The organism is Limnohabitans sp. TEGF003 (assembly GCF_055395455.1).
In genome coordinates, this window is the sequence record NZ_AP029225.1 from 601391 (window position 1) to 621816 (window position 20426).

Here is a 20426-nt window from a genome sequence, read left to right on the forward strand (position 1 = left end):
CAATGGCCACCAAGCGGATCGCAGACGAGCCAGCCTATGTGCTGCACCGCTACGACTGGAGCGAGACCAGCCTGATTCTGGAGGTCTTCACCCGCCACCATGGCCGGGTGGCTTTGGTGGCCAAAGGGGCCAAACGGCCGACATCGAGCTTTCGCCCGGTGCTCTTGCCGCTGCAGCCTCTGTCGCTGGCGTTTGGGGGCGACGGCGACATCCGCACCCTCAAATCGGCCGAATGGGTGGGCGGGCACGTCATGCCCACGGGTGAGGCGCTGTTGTCGGGCTATTACCTCAATGAATTGCTGATGCGCCTGACCGCGCGTGACGACCCGCATCCTGAGCTGTTCGAGGTCTATGCCGCCGCTGTGCGCCTGCTGGCCAGCGGCGACCCGGACGCCCTGCAATGGGCCTTGCGCGGCTTTGAGCTGCTGCTGCTCAAGGAAATGGGCCTGTTGCCCGCCCTGAACCTGCAAACCCTGACCCTCAAACCTTTGTTGCCCGACGACAGTTATGCCTTGGTGCCCGAGGCGGGGCTGCAGTGGGTGAACGATGACCCACGCCACGCCTTGCGCGGCGAACAGTGGCTGGCGCTGCACGCGGCGCTGGCTTCGCCCAGCCCCTTGGCGGCTTTGCTGCGCGAATGCGCCGACCTGCTGGTGCAGCTGCAGCGCCCCTTGCGCCTTTTGCTCAACTACCATTGCGGTGTGGGCGCTTTGCGCACCCGCCAAATGATGCTGGACTTGCAAACCTTATGAATACCTCTTCCGAACGCGTGGCCCTGTCGGTCAACGTCAACAAAGTGGCCTTGTTGCGCAATTCGCGCCACCTGGGTATTCCCAGCGTGACCCGCGCTGCCGAGCTGTGCCTGCAGGCGGGCGCGAACGGCATCACCATCCACCCCCGCCCGGACGAGCGCCACATCCGCGCCAGCGACGTGTCCGAGCTGCACGCCCTCATGCAAGCCTGGCCCGAGCGCGAGTTCAACATCGAAGGCAACCCTTTTCACAACCTCATGGACCATGTGCGCGCCGTGCGACCCCACCAGGTGACCTTTGTGCCCGACAGCGAAGGCCAGTTCACCAGCGACCACGGCTGGACGTTTCCGCAAGATGCCGAGCGTCTGAAACCCCTGATCGACGAGTGCAAGGCCCTGGGCGTGCGCGTGAGCCTGTTCATGGACCCGATCCCCGAACAAATGGCCGCCGCCTATGCAGTGGGTGCCGACCGCGTCGAGCTGTACACCGAGCCTTATGCTGCCGCTTTTGGCACGCCTGAGCAGGCCAGGCAGCTGCAGCGCTACGCCGAAGCCGCCGCAGCCGCCACGCAGGCGGGCCTGGGCCTGAACGCAGGCCACGACCTGAACCGTGACAACTTGCCTGCTTTTGTGGCGGCGGTGAAAGGCTTGCAGGAAGTCTCGATTGGCCACGCTTTCATGGCCGATGCGCTGGAGATGGGGTACGCCGCCACCGTGCAGGCGTATCTGGATTGCCTGAAGAAATGATTTACGGCATCGGTACCGACATCTGCGACATCCGCCGCATCCAAGCCAGCTTGGCGCGGCACGGCGAGCGCTTTGCCGCCAAGGTGTTGAGCGATGCCGAAATGGCCACCTGGAGGGCCCGCAGCGCCCGCTGGCCCGAGCGCGGGGTGCGTTATTTGGCCACGCGCTTTTCGGCCAAAGAGGCCTTCAGCAAAGCCATTGGCCTAGGCATGCGCATGCCCATGACCTGGCGGCTGTGCGAGATCGGCAAGCTGCCCAGCGGCCAGCCGGTCATCGTGTTGCACGGGGGGCTGAAAGCGTGGTTTGAGGCCAAGGGCCTGAGTGCCCACATCACCGTGACCGACGAGTCCGAGTACGCCGCCAGTTTTTGCGTGGTCGAGACCAAAACGCTGCAAGGCATGCCAGATCAGCCGCCAATCCAAGCCAGCCAAGTTGCCATGCCCGCACACGCAGGCATCCACTCGCCCATGACCCCCAAAGGATGACCATGCACGCCCCCCTGATCATTGACATTGCAGGCACGACGCTGACCGCCGTGGACCGCCGCCGCCTGGCGCATCCACTGGTGGGTGGGATGATCCTGTTTGGCCGCAATTGGCAAAGCCGTTCGCAGCTGAGCGCGCTGTGCGCTGACATCAAAAGCCTCCGCCCCGACCTCTTGATCGCCGTCGACCACGAAGGCGGTCGTGTGCAGCGCTTTCGAACCGACGGTTTCACCCATTTGCCACCCATGCGCGCCCTGGGCGCGCTGTGGGGGCAGGACGACAAAGGCCAGCCCGGCTCGGGCGTGCTCAAGGCCTGCGAGGCGGCCACCTCGGCGGGCTTTGTGCTGGCCAGCGAGCTGCGCGCTTGCGGCGTGGACTTCAGCTTCACGCCCGTGCTCGATTTGGACCATGGCGAGAGCGGCGTCATCGGCGACCGCGCTTTTGCCCGCGACCCGCGTGTGGTGAGTCTGCTGGCCCGCAGCCTGATGCAGGGCCTGCTGCAGGCGGGCATGGGCAACTGCGGCAAGCATTTTCCCGGGCACGGTGCCGTCAAGGCCGACTCGCATGTGGCGCTGCCCGTGGACAAGCGCAGCCTCAAAACCATCCTGGCCGACGATGCGCAGCCTTACCGTTGGTTGGGCAGCGTGCTCACCGCCGTCATGCCCGCCCATGTCATCTACAGCAAGGTGGACAGCCGCCCGGCCGGCTTTTCGTCGCGCTGGTTGCAGGACATCCTGCGCGCCCAGCTGGGCTTTCAAGGCGTGGTCTGCACCGACGACCTGTCGATGGCCGCAGCCCGCCAGTTGGACGGCCGCACGCTCAGCTATACCGAAGCCGTGATCACGGCGCTGCACGCAGGGTGTGATTTGGCCCTGCTGTGCAACCGTTCGGCGGTGAACGACGGCGCCGAGCTGGATGAAGTGCTTGACCAACTGGCCGAAGCCCAGCTCAAAGGCCGCTGGACACCCAGCGAGATCAGCGAAGAGCGGCGCTTGAGCCTTTTGCCCCGGTCTCCTGCACGCCCCTGGGATGAGTTGGTGCGCTCAAGTGACTACATGCAGGCGCTTGACCGCTTGGTCTGAGGCAGATTGAAGCCTTTTCCGATTCTGCGTCTTGTTATCCGGGGATTGGCCCCAAGGTTCCATGGATGGCCGATCCAGTCGGGCATGACCCGCACGAGGTGCCTTTCGTGCATTCAAAAGAAGGAAATCAACACAAGATGAACTGGATCGTCAAAATCTTCATGGCCTTGCTGGGGCTTGCATTTCTGGTGGTATTGCTCTTTGGTGTGGCTTGCTACACCGTTTATGCAACGGTCCGATGGCTCTTGACGGGCCGCAAGCCTCAGGTGGTGATGGTGTGGCAACAGTTCAGCGCCATGCGCCAGAGCTTCAGGCAAGGTGGTTTTCGCACGGGGCCAGGCTTTGAGGGGGCAGATGGACGAGGCGCGCCGTTCGCTCACGATGAGCAAGTGGTCGATGTCGAGGCCCGCGAAGTGGTGGAAGACGCCCCCCGCTTGCCGCGCCGCTAGGTTCATGCCCAATCAGGGCAGTTCACAACGCAGCCTGATGGGGGGTAGGACATCGTCGGTAAGTGAATTCTCGAGCGCTTCTTTTTTGTTTTCAATGTCTCTCAAAAGACTCTATTTGTCTTTTAATTAACTATTTAAGATACATTTAAGCTTTCTCATATTGCCGGAGCCTGTGTGAGTAAGCTTGAATCTGAACGAACTTGGTATAAATTTTCGCTAAAAACGATAAATACTTGTTTTCTGCTTGCGTGTTGTGTCTTCCAGGTTGCCGCGCAAGACACGCCCAGCCGTGAGCCGGCTGAGGCCCAGATGGCCCAGCCTCCAACGATCGAGCCCTTTGGTGCACGCTACGCCGCAGTGGCGGCAGCGCCCAGCCAGCAGGCCCGAATCGTTCTTTACCGGCCCGGTCCACGGGCCCAAGTTGAGCCGGTCAACATCTATCTGAACGGGCGCTACCACGCGTCTTTGCTGCAAGGCGGCTACTCCGAATTTTGTGCGTTGGCCGGGCCGGTTGTTCTGCATGCGGTGTTGGCAGATGCCCAGAAGCTGCACACGGGCAAGCAAGGCGCGGGGCAGAGTTGGACTTTCCAGTCCGGCAAGACCTTGTTCCTCAAGGTCCAGGAGGCAGGACGTTTGGCCGAAATGGCCGCTGAACAGGCGCAGCGCGAACTGGCTGACACCGCGCAACAAATCCACACCATCTCGCGCTCGCCTGTGGTGCAGGATTGTCAGGCGCCCGCACCCGTGCTGGCCCAAGCCCCTGCACCCGTTCCCGCCGCCAGACCTGTCGCAGCAAAGCCGCCAACGCCCAGGCCGCCCGTGCCGCGCCTGTATGCGCTCGAAACCGATGCCTTGTTCGAGTTCGGCAAGTCCGAGCTCCGGGCCAGCAGCTACAACGCCATCGAGATCATGGCGCAAAGACTCAAGCGCGACTTCAGCGGTGTGGAGCGCATCCGGGTGGTTGGTCACACCGATGCGATTGGCCAGCCCAAGGCAAATGCCAAGTTGTCGCTGGAACGCGCCAAAGTGGTGGCGCAGCAATTGCAGGAGCGGGGTCTGAAACCCAGCAAGGGTTTCAAGATCGAAGGCGAAGGGTCCACGCACCTGGTGAAACTGCGCTGCGGCAACAAGCCGACCCCTGAAAACAAGCTGTGCCATGCGCCCAATCGCCGTGTGGACATTGTGGTCACAGGCGCCAGCCGCTGATGGCCATTCAAGCAACACCACAGCCCAGACATTTGCCATGAAAAATTCCTACAAAGTCGTCGTCAAAACCAACCAAGGCAACGCCAAAACTGTTACCCACGATGTGCCAGCGCCCGGCTCATGGTGGGGGGCGCTGAAGATCAAGGCGGTGCCCGGCGCACGCTACCAACTCATCGACAACACCACCGGGCAAGGCCCTGACAACATCCGCGTCAAGCGCGTGGGCAACGACTTGCGCATCAGCTTTGACGGCAGAGAAGACGCGGATCTGGTGATCTCCGATTACTACGAATACACCGAGCCCGGCTTTGCCGCGCTGATCGGTGAAGCCGATCCCGGCGTCTTCCATGCCTATTTGCCCGAATCAGGCCAAACATCGGCCTTGGTGGGCAACTTGCCTGATGGCGCTTCTCACATCGGGATGGCCTTGGGCGGGGAACAAGTGGTTGCATCGGGGGCGGCGGTCGGAGCCTTGGTGGCTGTGGCAGGCTTCAACCCGCTGCTGGCTGCGCCGTTGGCTTTGTTGGGGGCTGGAGGTGGTGGGGGTGGGGGTGCTGATGGGGCAAGTGGCACAGGCGGTGGCGGTGTAACGGATACAACGCCGCCCGTTATCAGCGCAGCCCGATTGGCACCCGAAGACGATACCGGGGTTAGCAACAGCGATGGCATCACGTCTGACAACACACCGCGCTTGTTGATCACGGCCGACGCCGATGCCGTCAGTGCTACGGTGACGCTCATGAACGGAAAAAGCTACACCTCGACCACCAAAAATGCGCAAGGTCAATTTGTGGTTCAAATTCCCGACGCCGATGCATTGGGCAATGGACCGGTGACGTATTCCGTGGTGGTCAAAGATGCTGCGGGCAATGTATCTGAACCATTGTCTGGCACCTCCTTTTTGGTGGATACGTCATCGAGTAACAACTACACCCCCTCGGAAGAAACTGATGCAAACAAGGGTGTTGGCGTAGAAATTGTTTCGATCTCGGCGGATACCGGTGTGCTTGTGAACGATTTCAATACGGCTGATAACACCTTGACTTTCAACGGTACAGTTGCCAACGCATTTGTGAAAAATGGTGACTTTGTTGAACTCAATTTGTTGAATTCAGAAGGGACAGTGGTGGCTTCCCAATATGTCGAACCTGAATTCAAGGATGGACATTGGGCGTGGTCATGGGATAACTCGGCGCAGAAATTGGCTGATGGCACTTACACGCTAACAGCGCAAGTGGCGGACAAGGCGGGTAATGCAGTTGGCGCTGGACCAGTGGAACAGCTCGTGGTGATTGATACCAATGCCAATCCGGATGCAAATGCACAGTTTTCGATTTCAGTGAAGAGCCTTGAGCAAGATTCAGGCACATCTCATTCAGATTTTTTAACTAATCAAAGAGCGCTCACTTTCCATGGAAATATTGACTACAACGCAAGTTTCATGGGTAAAGTTTTGGTGCAGATTGTGGGTACCGATGGCTTGGTCAAATCTCAGTCCTATGTGAACGCGATCGATGGCAACTGGTCTTATTCTTATGACAATCCTGGCCAACCTTTGGGTGTTTCAGGTGCCAATATGCAGTATGTTCTGAAAGCCTCGATTGTCGATTTGGCGGGCAATATTTTGAAATCGACGGATCAGTCGTTTACAGTTGACTTGAAACTTCCTGCTTTTTCTGTTGATGGTGGTTCAATTACGGAAAATAAAATGATTTTCGCTGTCATGCAGTTGAAGCCAGGAAACACAGAAGTTCCTGCCGAAGCAGGCACATTTGTTCATACGACTTTATCTAATACCGGGGCAATCTCTGCATTCAATGCAGATGAATTTTCGATAACTTTTACCGATTTGGCGGGAAATTCTTCAACAATTTCAAATCCTCAAAGGTGGGAGTTCCTGCCTGGAGCTTCAATCAGTCAGACTACGACGACTCTCTCCCCTTCTACATTTGGCAACGGTGAGTTGGCAGGCTCAATAGGTACTTATATTCTTGGCCCCAACGAAGTGGCCCTTGATCTTTCAACGTTGCATTCGACCAGCCCTAAGGTTGGAGACCATGCAGCAATCAACCACATCAGTTTGTTGGGTGGAGGGGTTAACAATCTGGCCAATGCAGACCATGTATTGAGCTTGACAACCAGTGACGTGCTGGCTTTGGGTGTTAAAAATAGCTTTGTTTCCACAAATAGTTTCAAGAACCATCAGCAAATGCGCATCGATGGTGATGCTAGTGACAAGGTCTTTTTGGATGACCTGCTTGGTGGTTCAACGTTTGAGTGGGTGAAAGCGAAGGATATGGTTGAATTGAACACGACGGGATTGAATACGACACAAAACTACGTTGTTTACAGTAACGCTTCTTTGGGTCTGGATTTGTTCATTCAGCAGGGCATCCAGACTCCCCCCGTTCTCTGAGTGCACACCAACTCGAAAAAATGGCCCGCATCAGCGGGCCATTTTTATTGGAGCGCTAGCGCCGCTCATTCCTGCACGTGGCGCAGCGCCGGGAACAGGATCACGTCGCGGATGCTGGCGCTGTCGGTCAGCAGCATCATCAGGCGGTCGATGCCGATGCCGCAGCCGCCTGCAGGCGGCATGCCGTATTCGAGGGCGCGCACGAAGTCGTGGTCGTAGTACATGGCTTCGTCGTCACCGTCGTCTTTGGCGGCCACTTGGGCATGGAAGCGGGCGGCCTGGTCTTCGGCGTCGTTCAGTTCACTGAAGCCGTTGCCGAACTCGCGGCCCGTGATGTAGAGCTCAAAGCGCTCGGTCACTTCGGGGCGGCTGTCGTTGGCGCGGGCCAGTGGGCTGATCTCGGTCGGGTGCTCCATGATGAAGGTCGGCTCCCAGAGCTTGTCTTCCACGGTTTCCTCGAAATAGAACACCTGCAGGCTGGCCAGGCTGCGGGTGGACAGCTTGTCCTTGGCTTCGCTCATGCCCAGCTTTTTCAGGGCGTTGATCAGCCACTCGGCGTTGTCCACGTTGTCACCCGCTTCGGTGTACTTCACGATCGCTTCGCGGATGGTCATGCGGGCAAAGGGCTTGCTCAGGTCCACGGGCTTGCCGTTGTAGCTGAGGGCCAGCGTTCCCGCAGCCGTCATGGCCGCGTCGCGGATCAGGCTTTCGGTGAAACCCATCAGGTCCTGGTAGTTCCAGTAGGCCGCGTAGAACTCCATCATGGTGAACTCGGGGTTGTGGCGCACCGAGATGCCTTCGTTGCGGAAGTTGCGGTTGATCTCGAACACGCGCTCAAAGCCACCCACCAGCAGGCGCTTGAGGTACAGCTCGGGTGCGATGCGCAAGAACATTTCTTGCTCCAGCGCGTTGTGGTGCGTGATGAAGGGCTTGGCGTTGGCACCACCGGGGATGGGGTGCAGCATGGGCGTTTCGACCTCCAAAAAGCCGTGCTTGACCATGAACTCGCGGATGCCGCTGACGGCCTTGCTGCGGGCCACAAAGCGCTTGCGGGCGGCTTCGTCGGTCATCAGGTCCACATAGCGCTGGCGGTATTTGACTTCCTGGTCGGCCACCCCGTGGAATTTGTCGGGCATGGGACGCAGGCTCTTGGTGAGCATGCGGATGCGGGTCGCGTGGATTGACAACTCGCCCGTGCGGGTCTTGAACAAATGGCCTTCCACGCCGACGATGTCGCCCAGGTCCCAGTGTTTGAACAGGGCGTACAGGTCTTCGCCCACGTCGTCGCGGGTCACATACACCTGGATGCGGCCGGTGGCGTCTTGCAGCGTGGCAAAGCTGGCCTTGCCCATCACGCGCTTGAGCATCATGCGGCCCGCGACTTTGGCTGTGGTTTTGGCCACGCCTTCGCCGTTCAGTTCTTCGGCAGCTTTCTCGCCATGGGCCTGGTGCAGGTTGGCCGCGTGGTGCTCGGGCTTGAAGTCGTTGGGGAAGGCCACGCCCTTGCCATCGGCTTGCGCCTGGCGCATCGCTTTGAGCTTCTCGCGGCGCTCGGCGATCAGTTGGTTTTCATCTTGTGCGGGAGCGGCGGGGGCGGTCGTGTCAGACATGGCAAGGTGCGGTGGGGACCGTGGCGCATGGACGCCGCCCGATCCGGGGTTGTGGGGTGCGCGAGGGCGCAAAGCCCTCTATTTTAAGAGTTTGCGGGCGGCTTCTGGACAGGTTGTTGTTCCGTCGCTCCGGCAGGGGCCACCATGTCACCTACTAGCTCCAGCCGCATCAAGGGCTCTTGCAGGGCAAACAGCCGGTATTTCATCTGCAGGGGCAAGGGCAGCAGCTCACCCCAGCGGTTGGACAGCCAGCTGCAGTCCTGCAGCCGCCAGGCTTCGTTCCAGGGTGGCACCATGCTGGGCTGTTCGCTCAGCTGGGTCAGGGCCTTGTGCATCTGCGCCGACAGGTGCTGCAGGTCTTCAGGTACTTGCACGGCGGGCTCGGGCGGCAGCAGCTCCACCCGACCCAACCACAGGCCATCGCTGCGTTGTTGGGTGGCTTCGATGCGAAACTTCTCCACTCCCCGGCACCAGACCATCACCAGGCCCGGCTGGGGCCGTTCGATGCGCTCGATCTGCACCCGCGTGCCCATGGCCTCAAACTGTTCGGTCGCTGCGCCGGGTCGGTGCACTTCGCGGCCTTGGGTGAGCGTCACCACCCCAAAGCCCGTGCCTTGGCGCTCGCATTCGCCAATCATCTGCAGGTAGCGCAGCTCAAACAGCTGTAAGGGCAGCAAAGCGCCCGGAAACAGCACCGTGCCCAGAGGGAACAGGGGCAATTCGGTCGGGGCTTGCGGGGCGGGGGTGTCGCGATCGGGCATCTGGGTATCATCGCACGAGCAGGAGAAAAAACGATGTGGTTCCAGATGGTCAGTATGGTCTTGGACGTGGTGGCGGGCTTGGTCGCAGGCACTTGTTTGCTGCGGTTTTTGATGCAATGGCAGCGCATTTCCTTTCACCAGCCACTGGGCCGCTTCGTGTTTGCCATGACCGATTGGCTGGTTTTGCCCTTGCGCAAGATCATCCCCGCCTGGACCCAGTGGGATTTGTCGAGTTGGGTGGCCGCCTGGTTGGTCAAGTTGCTGCAGTTTTTGCTGCTTTGGCTGCTGGCGGGTGGGCAGGGGTCTTTGGGCTTGTTGCCCTTGGTCAGTCTGGTGGGCTTGGCACAGTTGGTGGTCTCGGCCCTGAGCGCCTTGGTGTTAGTTCTCGCCATCATGTCCTGGGTCAACCCGGGCTCACCCATGTACGCGCTGACCGTGCGTTTGTGTGACCCTTTCCTGCGCCCATTTCAGCGCGTGGTGCCCTTGATTGGTGGCATCGACCTCTCGCCCTTGGCCTTGTTGGTGCTGTTGCAGATCGTGGGCATGTTGTTGTCGGGCTTGCAGATGAGCTGGATGCACTGATCAGCCCTCTGTCATGCCCGCGCACGCGGGCATTCATGACTGCCGGAAGCCTAGACCCCCGATCTGGTCGGGGGTGACGAGGCGGGTAAGTCGAATGTGACCAGACAGGCAAGTCGGGGATGATGCCGCTTCTGTCATACCCGCGAATGCGGGTATCCATGCCGATCAGCTCACTGCGTCTGCCGGCTGGCGTTGCAGCATGGCCAGGGTGCTGGCGATGGTTTTGCGCAGTTCGCGGCGGTCGCAGATGAAGTCCACCGCGCCCTTGCTTTGCAAAAACTCTGCCCGCTGGAAGCCTTCGGGCAAGGTCACGCGCACGGTGCTTTCGATCACGCGGGGGCCAGCAAAGCCAATCAGGGCCTTGGGCTCGGCGATCACCACGTCACCCAAAAAGGCGAAACCGGCCGACACGCCACCCATGGTCGGGTCGGTCAGCACGCTGATGTAGGGCAGGCCTTTTTTCGCCAGTCGGGTCAGGGCGGCATTGGTTTTGGCCATTTGCATCAGCGAGAGCAGGCCTTCTTGCATGCGGGCACCGCCTGTGGCCGTGAAGCAAACAAAAGGTACTTTTTGCGCAATGGCGGTCTCCACGCCGCGTACAAATCGCTCACCCACGACCGAGCCCATCGAGCCGCCCATGAAATCGAACTCGAAGCAAGCAGCCACGACCTCGATGTTGTGCACGGCGCCGCCCATGACCACCAGGGCGTCTGTTTCGCCCGTGTTGTTCATGGCTTCTTTCAGGCGCTCGGGGTATTTGCGGCTGTCCTTGAACTTCAAGGCATCGACAGGGACCACTTCCTGGCCGATTTCGTAGCGGCCTTCGCCGTCCAGGAAGGCATTCAGACGGGCACGTGCGCCGATGCGCAGGTGGTGCGAGCAGCCGGGGCAGACGTTCTGGTTTTCTTCCAGGTCGGATTTGTACAGCACCGTCTCGCAGCTGGGGCACTTGACCCACAAGCCTTCAGGCACCTGGCGGCGATCTGCCGGGTCGGTGTGCTGAATCTTGGGGGGGAGCAGTTTTTCGAGCCAACTCATGAGGGGTTCTCCTTGTGCGGCGAATTATCGTTGAAACGTCGGCAGGCCTGTTCAGGCGTCCAGGGCCTGGCGGATGCCACGCAAAAAGTCCGATGCCACGGTGTTGATTTGGGCTTCCGGGGCCGCGTCGATCAGCTGGATCAGGCGTGAGCCGATCACCACCGCGTCGGCCACGCGGCTGATGGCTTTGGCGGTCGCTGCGTCGCGGATGCCAAAGCCCACGCCCACCGGCACGCTGACGTGCTGGCGGATGCGCGGCAGCATGGCCTCGACCGCGTCAGTGTCAAGCGCACCCGAGCCGGTCACACCTTTGAGGGACACGTAATACACATAGCCGCTGGCCACTTGGGCCACCTGCTGCATGCGCTCGTCGGTGCTGGTGGGGGCCAGCAAAAAGATCAGGTCCATGCTGTGGGCGCGCAACTTGGCGGCAAATTCCACGCATTCTTCGGGCGGGTAGTCCACGATCAGCACGCCGTCCACACCCGCGTTTGATGCGTCGCGGATGAAGCTGTCGGTGCCGTGTTTTTGGTCGTAGCGCTCCACCGGGTTGGCGTAACCCATCAGCACCACTGGGGTGGTGGTGTTGGTTTGGCGGAATTCGCGCACCATGGCCAGCACCTGCACGGTGCCGATGCCCAAGGCCAGGGCTTTGTCACCGGCCTTTTGGATGACCGGGCCGTCGGCCGAGGGGTCGGAAAACGGCACCCCCAGCTCGATGATGTCGGCCCCGGCCTCGGCCATGGCGTGCATCAGGGGCACGGTGGTGGTTTTTTGGGGAAAGCCTGCCGTGACATACGGGATCAGGGCTTTGCGGCCCTGGGATTTCAGGGCGGAGAGGGTGGCGTCGATGCGGCTCATGATCTGGCCTTCACTTCACAAAGTTCACAGGCTGCTCGCCACCTTTGACCGATTGGCCTTGGCAGCTGGGGCGGCAGTAGAAGTCGGCGTTCGACAAATCGGCCACGGTGCCGATGTCCTTGTCGCCACGGCCTGACAGGTTGACCAGAATGCTTTGGTCCGGGCGCATGGTTTTGGCCAGTTTCATGGCGTAGGCCACGGCGTGGCTCGATTCGAGGGCGGGGATGATGCCTTCGGTGCGGCACAGGTAGTGGAAGGCGTCGAGCGCTTCCTTGTCGGTGATGCCCACATACTCGGCGCGGCCGATGTCCTTCAAGAAGGCGTGCTCGGGGCCCACGCCAGGGTAGTCCAGACCAGCGCTCACGCTGTGCGTCTCGGTGATCTGGCCGTTTTCGTCTTGCAGGATGTAGGTGCGGTTGCCGTGCAGCACGCCGGGCGAGCCCAGTTGCAGCGAAGCGGAGTGTTTGTTCGTGTCCATGCCTTCGCCCGCGGCTTCTACGCCGATCAGGCGGGTTTTCTCGTAAGGAATGTAGGGGTAGAAGATGCCCATGGCGTTGCTGCCACCGCCCACGCAAGCGATCACGGCGTCGGGCTGCTCTTCGGCCATCTTGAGCGACTTGAACATCTCGGGCATTTGCGTGAGGCATTCTTCGCCGATCACGCTCTGGAAGTCGCGCACCATCATGGGGTAGGGGTGGGGTCCTGCCACGGTGCCGATGATGTAGAAGGTGTTGTCCACATTGGCCACCCAGTCGCGCATGGCTTCGTTCAGGGCGTCCTTGAGCGTCTTGCTGCCCGACTCGACGGGCACCACGGTCGCGCCCAGGAGCTTCATGCGGTAGACGTTGGGGCTTTGGCGTTTGACGTCTTCGGCGCCCATGTAAACCACGCATTCCAGGCCATAACGGGCGCAGATGGTGGCGGTGGCCACGCCGTGCTGGCCCGCGCCGGTCTCGGCAATGATGCGCGGCTTGCCCATGCGCTTGGCCAGCATGGCCTGGCCGATGGTGTTGTTGATCTTGTGGGCACCCGTGTGGTTCAGGTCTTCGCGCTTCAGGAAGATTTGTGCACCACCCATCTCGCGGCTCATGCGGGCCGCGTGGTAGACGGGCGAGGGGCGGCCCACAAAGTGGGCCAGCTCGGACTTGAATTCGGCGATGAAGGCCGGGTCGTGCTGGTACTGGGCGTAGGCGGCTTTGAGCTCGTTGATGGCGTGGGTCAGGGTTTCGCTGACGAAACTGCCGCCATACACGCCGAAATGGCCTTTGGCATCGGGTTGTTGGTACTCGTACATGGTGCTCAATCGGTTGGGGTCGTTTGGTGTTGGCCACGCAGGGGGTGTTGCGTGTGCGGCTCGAACAGACCCGGGGTTGAATTCAAAGGGGAGCGGCGTTGTCTGCAGTGCGCACAGCCTGGACAAACTGCCGCATCTTGTCGGCATCTTTGAGGCCTTTGCCTGCTTCGATGCCCGAGCTCACGTCAACGGCCAGAGACAGGCCATGCGTGCGCAGCGCACGAATGCCATCGCCCACGTTTGCAGGTGTGAGTCCACCAGACAAAACGAGGTGAGCATTGACGTTTGGTGGCAGGCGTGACCAATGGAATGTTTTGCCGCCGCCGCCGTATCCGTCGACATGGGCGTCGAGCAAGAGGGCTTGGGCTGCGTGATGAAGGTGTGCAAATTTTAGCAAGTCGAAGTCATGGACCTCGGACAGGGGGATTCGGGCGGCTTTGAGGTGGGGGCGGCCTGTGCGCTGGGTCATGGCCGCGCAAAATTCGGCCGATTCGTCGCCATGAAACTGCAGCAATGCGCCGGGCACGGCCGCGCAAGCCGACGCGATGCGTTCGGGCGTCTCGTTGACGAAGAGCAAAACGGGCTGGACAAAAGCGGGCAGCAGGCGGGCCAGCTCGGCTGCACGCTCGAGGCTCACGCTGCGCGGGCTCGGCGGATACAGCACAAAACCAATGGCGTCGGCCCCCACGGCGCAGGCGGCCAAGACATCGGCCTCGCGGGTGAAGCCGCACATCTTGATGCGCGTGCGTTGTTGCGGGGCGGGGCGTGTCGGCGCGTGGGTGGCTGTGTGGCTGGGGCTCATGGCAACCAATCAAAAGCGGGCGTGGTGTCGGGCAGGCCCCACTCGGGACTGTAGATGGGCCCGGCAAAGTACAAACCGTCGGGCGAAAACGTGGGCGCTGCGGCGTCGCGGCTTTTGGCCAGCAGCACCTCACGCATCCAGTCGGGCGACTGGTTACCCTGGCCGATCGTCACCAGGCAACCCATGATGTTGCGGATCATGTGGTGCAAAAAGGCGTTGCCCTCGAACTCGAAGCGCCAATAAGCGCCATGCCGGGTGATGCGGATGTGTCGCAGTGTTTTGACAGGCGACAGCGCCTGGCAGCTGCTGGCCCGAAACGATGAAAAATCGTGCTCGCCCAGCAGGTGCTGGCTGGCTTCGCGCATGGGTGCTTCGGCCAGAGGGCGGTACACCCAGCCCACGCGGCCCGCTTCCAGACTGGGGCGCACGATGGAGTCGAGCAGCACATAGATGTAGCGCCTGCCCGTGGCGCTGCCACGGCAATGGAAGGTCTCAGGCACCACCTGCGCCCATTGCACCGCGATGTCGGGGGGCAAATAGCGGTTGGTGCCACGCACCCAGGAGTGCGTGTCGCGCTCGATCTCGGTGTCAAAGTGCACCACTTGCATGAGGCCATGCACGCCCGCATCGGTGCGGCCTGCGCACAAGGTGCTGACGCGGGGCACATCGGCAAATTGCGCCAGGGCTTTTTCGAGCTTGTCCTGGATCGTCAGGCCCGTGGCCTGGCTTTGCCAGCCTTGGTAACGGGTGCCCGAATAGCAAATGCCCAGCGCGAGTCTCACGGCTTGGGGCCCTGTGGGGACGGCGCAGGTGGCGCGGCTTGGGCGTGCGGTGCGGGCGTCAGGTTCAAGTCCAGGTTGGCAAATTGCGGGGGCAAGCCGGAGGGCAGCGGCGGCAAGGTCGTGACCTTGTCCTGCGACTGCGTGGGTGTCCACGCAGCGCTCGGCGTTGGGTGCGTGCCAAACAAATCTTCTTCTTGGTTGGGGCGGCGTCTGGCCCACCACACCCAAGCCGCCATGCCCGCCAAAAGTGCCGCCGCCCACACGCCCATAGAGGGGCTGTGGCGGATCCGGTCCAGCCAGGAGGTGGCGGGTAATTCGGCAACTGCAGCGGGCAAGCTGGGCTTCAGGGGCGAGGTCTCCGTGGGCGAGGCCACTGCGGCATCGGTCGCGGCCGTCAAGGATTTGAGGGATTCCAGGTTCTTTTTCAGCGCAGCCAGTTGCTCGGTTTTGTCCTGGATTTCTCGCTCTATGGCCAGTTGTGCCTCTGCGCTGCGCACAGTGACATCGCGTTGGCTCAGGATCAGTTGATCGCGCTCAGGCGGCGAGGGCGCTGTGGCGGGCAGCGCTGGGCCGAGTTTGCCGGTCATCTCACGGCTGGGGCTGTCCTGGGCTTTCAGCGCGGATTGGGCCAAGCGGCGTGCATAGGCCGCAAAGTCCACCGTCTGCGCGATCACGGTTTGCCGGGCTTCTTCGGCCGAAATTTCAGCGGCCTCTTGCGCAAGGGGCAGGCGCACTTGCGCGCCTTCGCGCAACAGGTTCACATTGCCCTCGATGAAAGCCTCCGGGTTGGCCCGCACCATGGCCAACAGCATCTGCTCCAGCGAGACACCTTGGGACAGGCGAGGCAAGGCCAACTTCGAAGCCGTGTCGCCTGCTTGCACCGTGATGAAGTTTTTTGCTGCGCCGTTGTCGACCGCGGGCGGCACGCCGGAGGCCAAGGCTTGCGGAGAGACCACCGGGGCAGTGATGGGCGCATCACCCGGGGCTTTTTCGGGGGGGGTCTTGGCAGCGCCGACGGGTGAAACCAAGAGTGTGTAATTCATGGCCAGACGCCCAGAGGGCCACTGGGCCTCCACGATGACATCGATGAAATGCTCGTTGACGGGCGTTTGGCCGGACAAGGCGATGTAAGGCTTGCCGTCGCCGCGAAACTCCAGGCGAACCTGCAGACCGTTCAGGGCCGGATGAAACGCCATGCCCGCTTGTTCAAAGCGGGCGGGCTCGGCCAGTTGCACTTGAAGCCTGCGCAGGTCTTCGACCTTGTATTGCGTGATTTCAACGGCCGCCCGAAGGGGCTGGCCCAAGCCTGATTCCACGGCAAGCTGGCCCAGGCTCAGGGCTTGGGCAGACAAGCTGGCGCAGGCCAGCACCGAGGCCACTGCCCAAGACCTGAGCAGTGCAGGGGGGCGGGGCTTGGCGCGGCGCGTGCTGGACATGGCGTCAGGGGGCCGTGGGTCGGGCAAGCATCAAGCGTCGAGCAGGATGCGCAGCATGCGGCGCAGCGGCTCGGCCGCGCCCCACAGCAGCTGGTCACCGATGGTGAACGCGCCCACGTACTCGGGGCCCATGGCCAGCTTGCGCACACGGCCCACCGGGATGGTCATGGTGCCGGTCACGGCCACGGGGGTCAGGTCGCGGATGGTGGCTTCGCGGGTGTTGGGCACCACTTTGACCCATTCGTTGTCGGCGGCGATCATGGCTTCGATGTCGGCCACGGGCACGTCTTTTTTCAGCTTGAAAGTCAGGGCCTGGCTGTGGCAGCGCATGGCGCCCACGCGAACGCAGAAACCGTCCACGGGAACAGCGGAAGTGCCAAAAGCCTCGCCCATGCCCAGAATCTTGTTGGTCTCGGCCATGCCTTTCCACTCTTCTTTGGACATGCCGTTGCCGAGATCTTTGTCGATCCAGGGGATCAGCGAGCCGCCCAGCGGCACGCCAAAGTTGGCGGTCTCAGCACCGGTCAAGGCGCGCTGCTTGGCGATCACCTTGCGGTCGATTTCGAGGATGGCGCTCTTGGGGTCGTCCAGCAGGGCTTTGACTTCGGCATTCAATGTGCCGTATTGGGTCAGCAGCTCGCGCATGTGTTGTGCGCCGCCACCGGAGGCCGCTTGGTAGGTCTGGGTGCTCATCCACTCGACCAGACCCGCCTTGTACAGGGCACCCACACCCATCAGCATGCAAGACACGGTGCAGTTGCCGCCCACCCAGTTCTTGCCACCGTGGGCCAGGGCGTTTTGGATCACGGGCATGTTCACCGGGTCCAGGATGATGACCGCGTCTTTTTCCATGCGCAGGGTCGAAGCCGCGTCGATCCAGTGGCCAGTCCAGCCAGCCGCGCGCAGCTTGGGGAAGACTTCGGAGGTGTAGTCGCCGCCTTGGGCGGTGATGATGATTTCGCAGCGCTTGAGGGCGTCGATGTTGTGGGCGTCTTGCAGCGTGGTTTCGTTCTTGGCCATCGCGGGGGCTTTGCCGCCTGCGTTGGATGTGGAAAAGAAGACCGGTTCGATCAGGTCGAAGTCTTTTTCCTGAACCATGCGGTCCATCAATACCGAGCCGACCATGCCGCGCCAGCCGACCAAACCTACTAACTTGCTCATTTCAACGCCCTTTCAGTTTTTAAAACAGTGTTTGACCTGACTGTTTGCCCGGCTCGTCTGGCCGGGAGGGGCGCACGACGAACCAGGCCGGATCAGCCCTTAATGGTCGTGGTTTTGGTGGTGATTGCACGCGCACCGGCCGTCGCTGCAGCGGCAGTGATCGGGTTCAGGGAGAACAGGCAGGCGTGGAACATGGGGTGGCATTGTACCGGATTGCCTTGTGCGGGCCTGACGGGTGAGGTGGGCACCGGGTTGTCGCCGCGCAGGCACGCCTGCGCGTAAACCCTTTGTGGTCAGAGGTCTGGCGTTGTCTATACTTTTTGAAAGGACATACGAATGACTTCACAACAACTGGTTTTGAGCCTGGTGCTGGCCACCATGGTGTTTTCGGTGTCACTGGAGCTGCGGATCGAGGATTTCCGCCGCGTGGCCCAAACCCCCCGTGCGGTGGTGTGTGGGTTGATCCCCCAGTTCATCTTGTTGCCCGTGGGCACCTGGCTGGCCACGCTGGCGCTGGATTTGCCCGCCAACATCGAGGCGGCCATGATTTTGGTGGCCGCTTGTCCGGGCGGGAGCCTGAGCAATGTGGTGACCCACATGGGGCGGGGCAACACCGCGCTGTCGGTGAGCATCTCGGCTGTGGCCAGCGTGATCGCGCTCTTTGCCACGCCCTTCAACTTCAGCTGGATGATCGCGGCCAACCCTGAAACCGCGTCCTGGTTGCGCCAGTTGTCGATCGACCCGTCCGGCATCTGGCTGAGTCTGGTGGCGCTTTTGGGCATCCCCTTGGCGCTGGGTTTGGTTTTCTCACACCGACTGCCAGCTTTGACCGAACGTATCCGCAAGCCGCTGGGCCACTTTGCGGTGGGCGCTTTGATTTTGTTCATCGTGGCGGGGCTCATCAAGGAGCGGCAATTGCTGACCTTGGGCCTCTTGCCCACTTTGCTGCTGGTGGTGATGCACAACGCCAGCGGCCTGTTCTTGGGTTGGGCCACCAGCCTGGCCATGCGCGTGAGCGAGCGGGACCGCCGGGCCATCATGATCGAAGGCGGCATGCAGAACTCGGGCCTGGCGCTGGGCATCATCGCGGTGCAGTTTGGCAGCGATCTGGGCATGGTCACGCTGGCCAGCCTGTGGGGCATTTGGCACATCGTGAGCGGCATGGGCCTGGCCCTGTATTGGAGAAAAAAAGATGCTCGATTGGTTGATTAAAAACGGCACCGTGGTCGACGGCACGGGCGCGCCTGCGCGCGTGGCCGATGTGGGGGTGCGCGGCGGCCGCATTGTGGCGGTGGGCCAGGTGGAAGAGCCCGCCCGGCAAACCCTGGATGCGACGGGCTTGTGGATCACCCCGGGTTTTGTGGACATCCACACCCACTACGACGGGCAAGTGACCTGGGACGAATGCTTCACCCCCAGCATTTACCACGGTGTGACCACCCTGGTCATGGGCAACTGCGGCGTGGGTTTTGCCCCCAAACGCCCCGGCCATGAGGATGATTTGATCAAGCTGATGGAAGGTGTGGAGGACATCCCGGGCGCGGCTTTGCACGAAGGCATCCGCTGGAACTGGGAGACCTTTCCGCAGTACATGGACGCGCTGGCAGCCACGCCGCGCAGCCTGGACTACCTGGTGCAGGTGCCGCACGACCCCTTGCGCATGTATGTGATGGGCGAGCGGGCGCAGGCCCATGAGCAGGCCAATGCCGACGACATCCGGGCCATGCAGGCCCTGCTGCGCGAGGCCCTGCAGGCGGGCGCTGCAGGCTTCAGCACCGGGCGCAGCGACAACCACCGCACCTCCGAGGGCAAGGACACGCCTGCGGCCAATGCGGGCCACGACGAGTTGACCGGGCTGGCGCAGGCTTTTGACGGGCTGAACCACGGGGTGATCCAGGTGGTGAGCGATTACAACTTGCTCAGCGGTCCGGAGCAGTTTGATGCCGAGTTCGATTGTGTGGAGGCGCTCGCGCGTGCGAGCGGCAAGCATGTGTCGCTGACCTGGTTGCAGCGCGATCCGGGCGGCGAGCAGTACCTGAAGATCCAGCAGCGGGTCGAGGCGGCCGTGAAGGCGGGGCTGCCTTTGTTCCTGCAAACCGCTGTCCGCGGCATCGGCGTGATCAATGGGCTGGACGCGAGCTTTCACCCTTTCATGGGGTTCCCATCCTACAAAGAGGTGGCCCATCTGCCGCTGGCACAACGGGCCGAAGCCTTGCGCGATCCGGCCCGCAAGGCGCGCATCCTGTCTGAAAAGTCCGAGCGCCTGGCCGGGGATGGCAGTGCCATTCCGCCGCTGGTGGACATCCTGCTGGCCAAGATCGACCTCATCAGCGGGCGCATGTTTGCACTGGAGGACACGCTCAATTACGAGCCCTCGGTGATGCAGAGCTTCTTGGTGCGTGCCAAGCAGGCGGGCGTCTCGCCGCTGGCCGTGATTTACGACCACCTGTGCGCGGGCACTGGTGAGGGGCTGATTTATTTCCCGATCTTCAACTACAACGAAGGCTCGCTCGACACGGTACGCCGCATGCTGGACCATCCCCGGGCGCTCAGCAGCTTGAGCGATGCGGGCGCGCACGTGGGCACGGTGTGCGATGCCAGCTTTCCCACCTTCATGCTCACCCATTGGGTCCGGGACCGGGGGGGGGACGCGATCCCGCTCGAAACCGCGGTGGAAATGCTGACCCGCCGCAATGCGCGATACCTCGGCTTGACGGACCGGGGCGTGATTGCCGAAGGCATGCGGGCCGATCTGAATGCCATCGACCCGGCCCGCCTGAGCGTGGGCTTGCCCCGATTGGTGCGCGACTTGCCCGCAGGCGGCAAACGCTTTGTGCAAAAGGCCGAAGGCTATGTGGCCACCTGGGTCGCGGGTGAGGCGGTTCAGCAGGGCGGCGCGATCACCGAAGCCCGCCCCGGGCGGTTGGTGCGCATGGGGCAGCACTGACCCGCTGCACGGTGTT

Annotated in this window: 19 protein-coding genes; 10 read left to right on the plus strand and 9 right to left on the minus strand. The window is 61.8% G+C overall.

Translation table 11 applies throughout. The features are described 5' to 3' along the window. Positions 1 to 2: 2 nt before the first annotated feature. From recO to ACZ5RT_RS03075, 7 genes are all read left to right on the plus strand, one after another. Entirely contained in the window at positions 3 to 752 is a 750-nt protein-coding gene (gene recO / locus ACZ5RT_RS03045; protein WP_291930020.1) for a DNA repair protein RecO, read from the plus strand. After that, positions 749 to 1498 carry a pyridoxine 5'-phosphate synthase gene (locus ACZ5RT_RS03050; protein WP_464453463.1) on the plus strand — a complete coding sequence of 250 codons (750 nt, stop codon included), beginning with the start codon at positions 749 to 751 and terminating at the stop codon, positions 1496 to 1498. Before recO ends, ACZ5RT_RS03050 begins: the two co-directional genes overlap by 4 nt. Further along, positions 1495 to 1983: a holo-ACP synthase gene (acpS, locus tag ACZ5RT_RS03055; protein WP_464453464.1), complete on the plus strand. Its 489-nt coding sequence runs from the start codon at positions 1495 to 1497 to the stop codon at positions 1981 to 1983. The genes ACZ5RT_RS03050 and acpS overlap by 4 nt, the downstream gene beginning before the upstream one ends. Further along, positions 1980 to 3065 (plus strand): beta-N-acetylhexosaminidase, encoded by a 1086-nt coding sequence (gene nagZ, locus ACZ5RT_RS03060; protein ID WP_464453465.1) that lies wholly within the window; start codon positions 1980 to 1982, stop codon positions 3063 to 3065. The genes acpS and nagZ overlap by 4 nt, the downstream gene beginning before the upstream one ends. A gap of 137 nt (positions 3066 to 3202) precedes the next feature. Then, positions 3203 to 3514: a hypothetical protein gene (locus ACZ5RT_RS03065; RefSeq protein ID WP_291930010.1), complete on the plus strand. Its 312-nt coding sequence runs from the start codon at positions 3203 to 3205 to the stop codon at positions 3512 to 3514. A gap of 309 nt (positions 3515 to 3823) precedes the next feature. After that, positions 3824 to 4720 (plus strand): OmpA family protein, encoded by an 897-nt coding sequence (locus tag ACZ5RT_RS03070; protein ID WP_464453466.1) that lies wholly within the window; start codon positions 3824 to 3826, stop codon positions 4718 to 4720. 37 nt (positions 4721 to 4757) lie between these two features. Continuing rightward, positions 4758 to 7136, plus strand: coding sequence for an Ig-like domain-containing protein (locus tag ACZ5RT_RS03075; RefSeq protein WP_464453467.1), 2379 nt, complete (start codon positions 4758 to 4760; stop codon positions 7134 to 7136). A gap of 65 nt (positions 7137 to 7201) precedes the next feature. On the opposite strand, the gene lysS is transcribed toward ACZ5RT_RS03075, so the two are convergent. Together lysS and ACZ5RT_RS03085 are read right to left on the minus strand one after the other, a co-directional pair. Further along, positions 7202 to 8746 (minus strand): lysine--tRNA ligase, encoded by a 1545-nt coding sequence (lysS, locus tag ACZ5RT_RS03080; protein WP_464453468.1) that lies wholly within the window; start codon positions 8744 to 8746, stop codon positions 7202 to 7204. A gap of 83 nt (positions 8747 to 8829) precedes the next feature. Beyond that, complete coding sequence (locus ACZ5RT_RS03085; RefSeq protein ID WP_464453469.1) at positions 8830 to 9507, minus strand: LON peptidase substrate-binding domain-containing protein; 678 nt, start codon at positions 9505 to 9507, stop codon at positions 8830 to 8832. 33 nt (positions 9508 to 9540) lie between these two features. On the opposite strand from ACZ5RT_RS03085, the gene ACZ5RT_RS03090 reads away from it, so the two are divergent. Continuing rightward, positions 9541 to 10089, plus strand: a complete 549-nt coding sequence (locus tag ACZ5RT_RS03090) for a YggT family protein (RefSeq protein WP_291926076.1) — start codon at positions 9541 to 9543, stop codon at positions 10087 to 10089. A 165-nt stretch (positions 10090 to 10254) separates the two neighbouring features. Here the strand turns inward: ACZ5RT_RS03090 and accD are convergent, their stop codons facing one another. The 7 genes from accD to asd form a co-directional block, all read right to left on the minus strand. Continuing rightward, on the minus strand, positions 10255 to 11127 hold the full coding sequence (gene accD, locus ACZ5RT_RS03095) for an acetyl-CoA carboxylase, carboxyltransferase subunit beta (RefSeq protein ID WP_464453470.1): 873 nt from the start codon (positions 11125 to 11127) through the stop codon (positions 10255 to 10257). Positions 11128 to 11178: 51 nt separating this feature from the next. Continuing rightward, positions 11179 to 11988, minus strand: a complete 810-nt coding sequence (gene trpA / locus ACZ5RT_RS03100; protein WP_464453471.1) for a tryptophan synthase subunit alpha — start codon at positions 11986 to 11988, stop codon at positions 11179 to 11181. Between the two features lie 10 nt (positions 11989 to 11998). Next, positions 11999 to 13282 carry a tryptophan synthase subunit beta gene (trpB, locus tag ACZ5RT_RS03105; protein WP_464453472.1) on the minus strand — a complete coding sequence of 428 codons (1284 nt, stop codon included), beginning with the start codon at positions 13280 to 13282 and terminating at the stop codon, positions 11999 to 12001. A gap of 82 nt (positions 13283 to 13364) precedes the next feature. Continuing rightward, positions 13365 to 14084, minus strand: a complete 720-nt coding sequence (locus ACZ5RT_RS03110; protein WP_464453473.1) for a phosphoribosylanthranilate isomerase — start codon at positions 14082 to 14084, stop codon at positions 13365 to 13367. Further along, complete coding sequence (gene truA, locus ACZ5RT_RS03115; RefSeq protein ID WP_422169296.1) at positions 14081 to 14866, minus strand: tRNA pseudouridine(38-40) synthase TruA; 786 nt, start codon at positions 14864 to 14866, stop codon at positions 14081 to 14083. The genes ACZ5RT_RS03110 and truA overlap by 4 nt, the downstream gene beginning before the upstream one ends. After that, entirely contained in the window at positions 14863 to 16302 is a 1440-nt protein-coding gene (locus ACZ5RT_RS03120) for a type IV pilus assembly protein FimV (protein WP_464453474.1), read from the minus strand. The genes truA and ACZ5RT_RS03120 overlap by 4 nt, the downstream gene beginning before the upstream one ends. Positions 16303 to 16332: 30 nt before the next feature. Next, a complete protein-coding gene (gene asd, locus ACZ5RT_RS03125; RefSeq protein ID WP_464453475.1) occupies positions 16333 to 17463 on the minus strand; it encodes an aspartate-semialdehyde dehydrogenase in 1131 nt (376 codons plus the stop codon). Positions 17464 to 17799: 336 nt separating this feature from the next. Here asd and ACZ5RT_RS03130 point away from each other — a divergent pair, with 336 nt between their 5' ends. Further along, on the plus strand, positions 17800 to 18675 hold the full coding sequence (locus ACZ5RT_RS03130; RefSeq protein WP_464453476.1) for a bile acid:sodium symporter family protein: 876 nt from the start codon (positions 17800 to 17802) through the stop codon (positions 18673 to 18675). Further along, positions 18656 to 20410 carry an N-acyl-D-amino-acid deacylase family protein gene (locus ACZ5RT_RS03135; protein WP_464453477.1) on the plus strand — a complete coding sequence of 585 codons (1755 nt, stop codon included), beginning with the start codon at positions 18656 to 18658 and terminating at the stop codon, positions 20408 to 20410. The genes ACZ5RT_RS03130 and ACZ5RT_RS03135 overlap by 20 nt, the downstream gene beginning before the upstream one ends. Positions 20411 to 20426 lie beyond the last annotated feature (16 nt).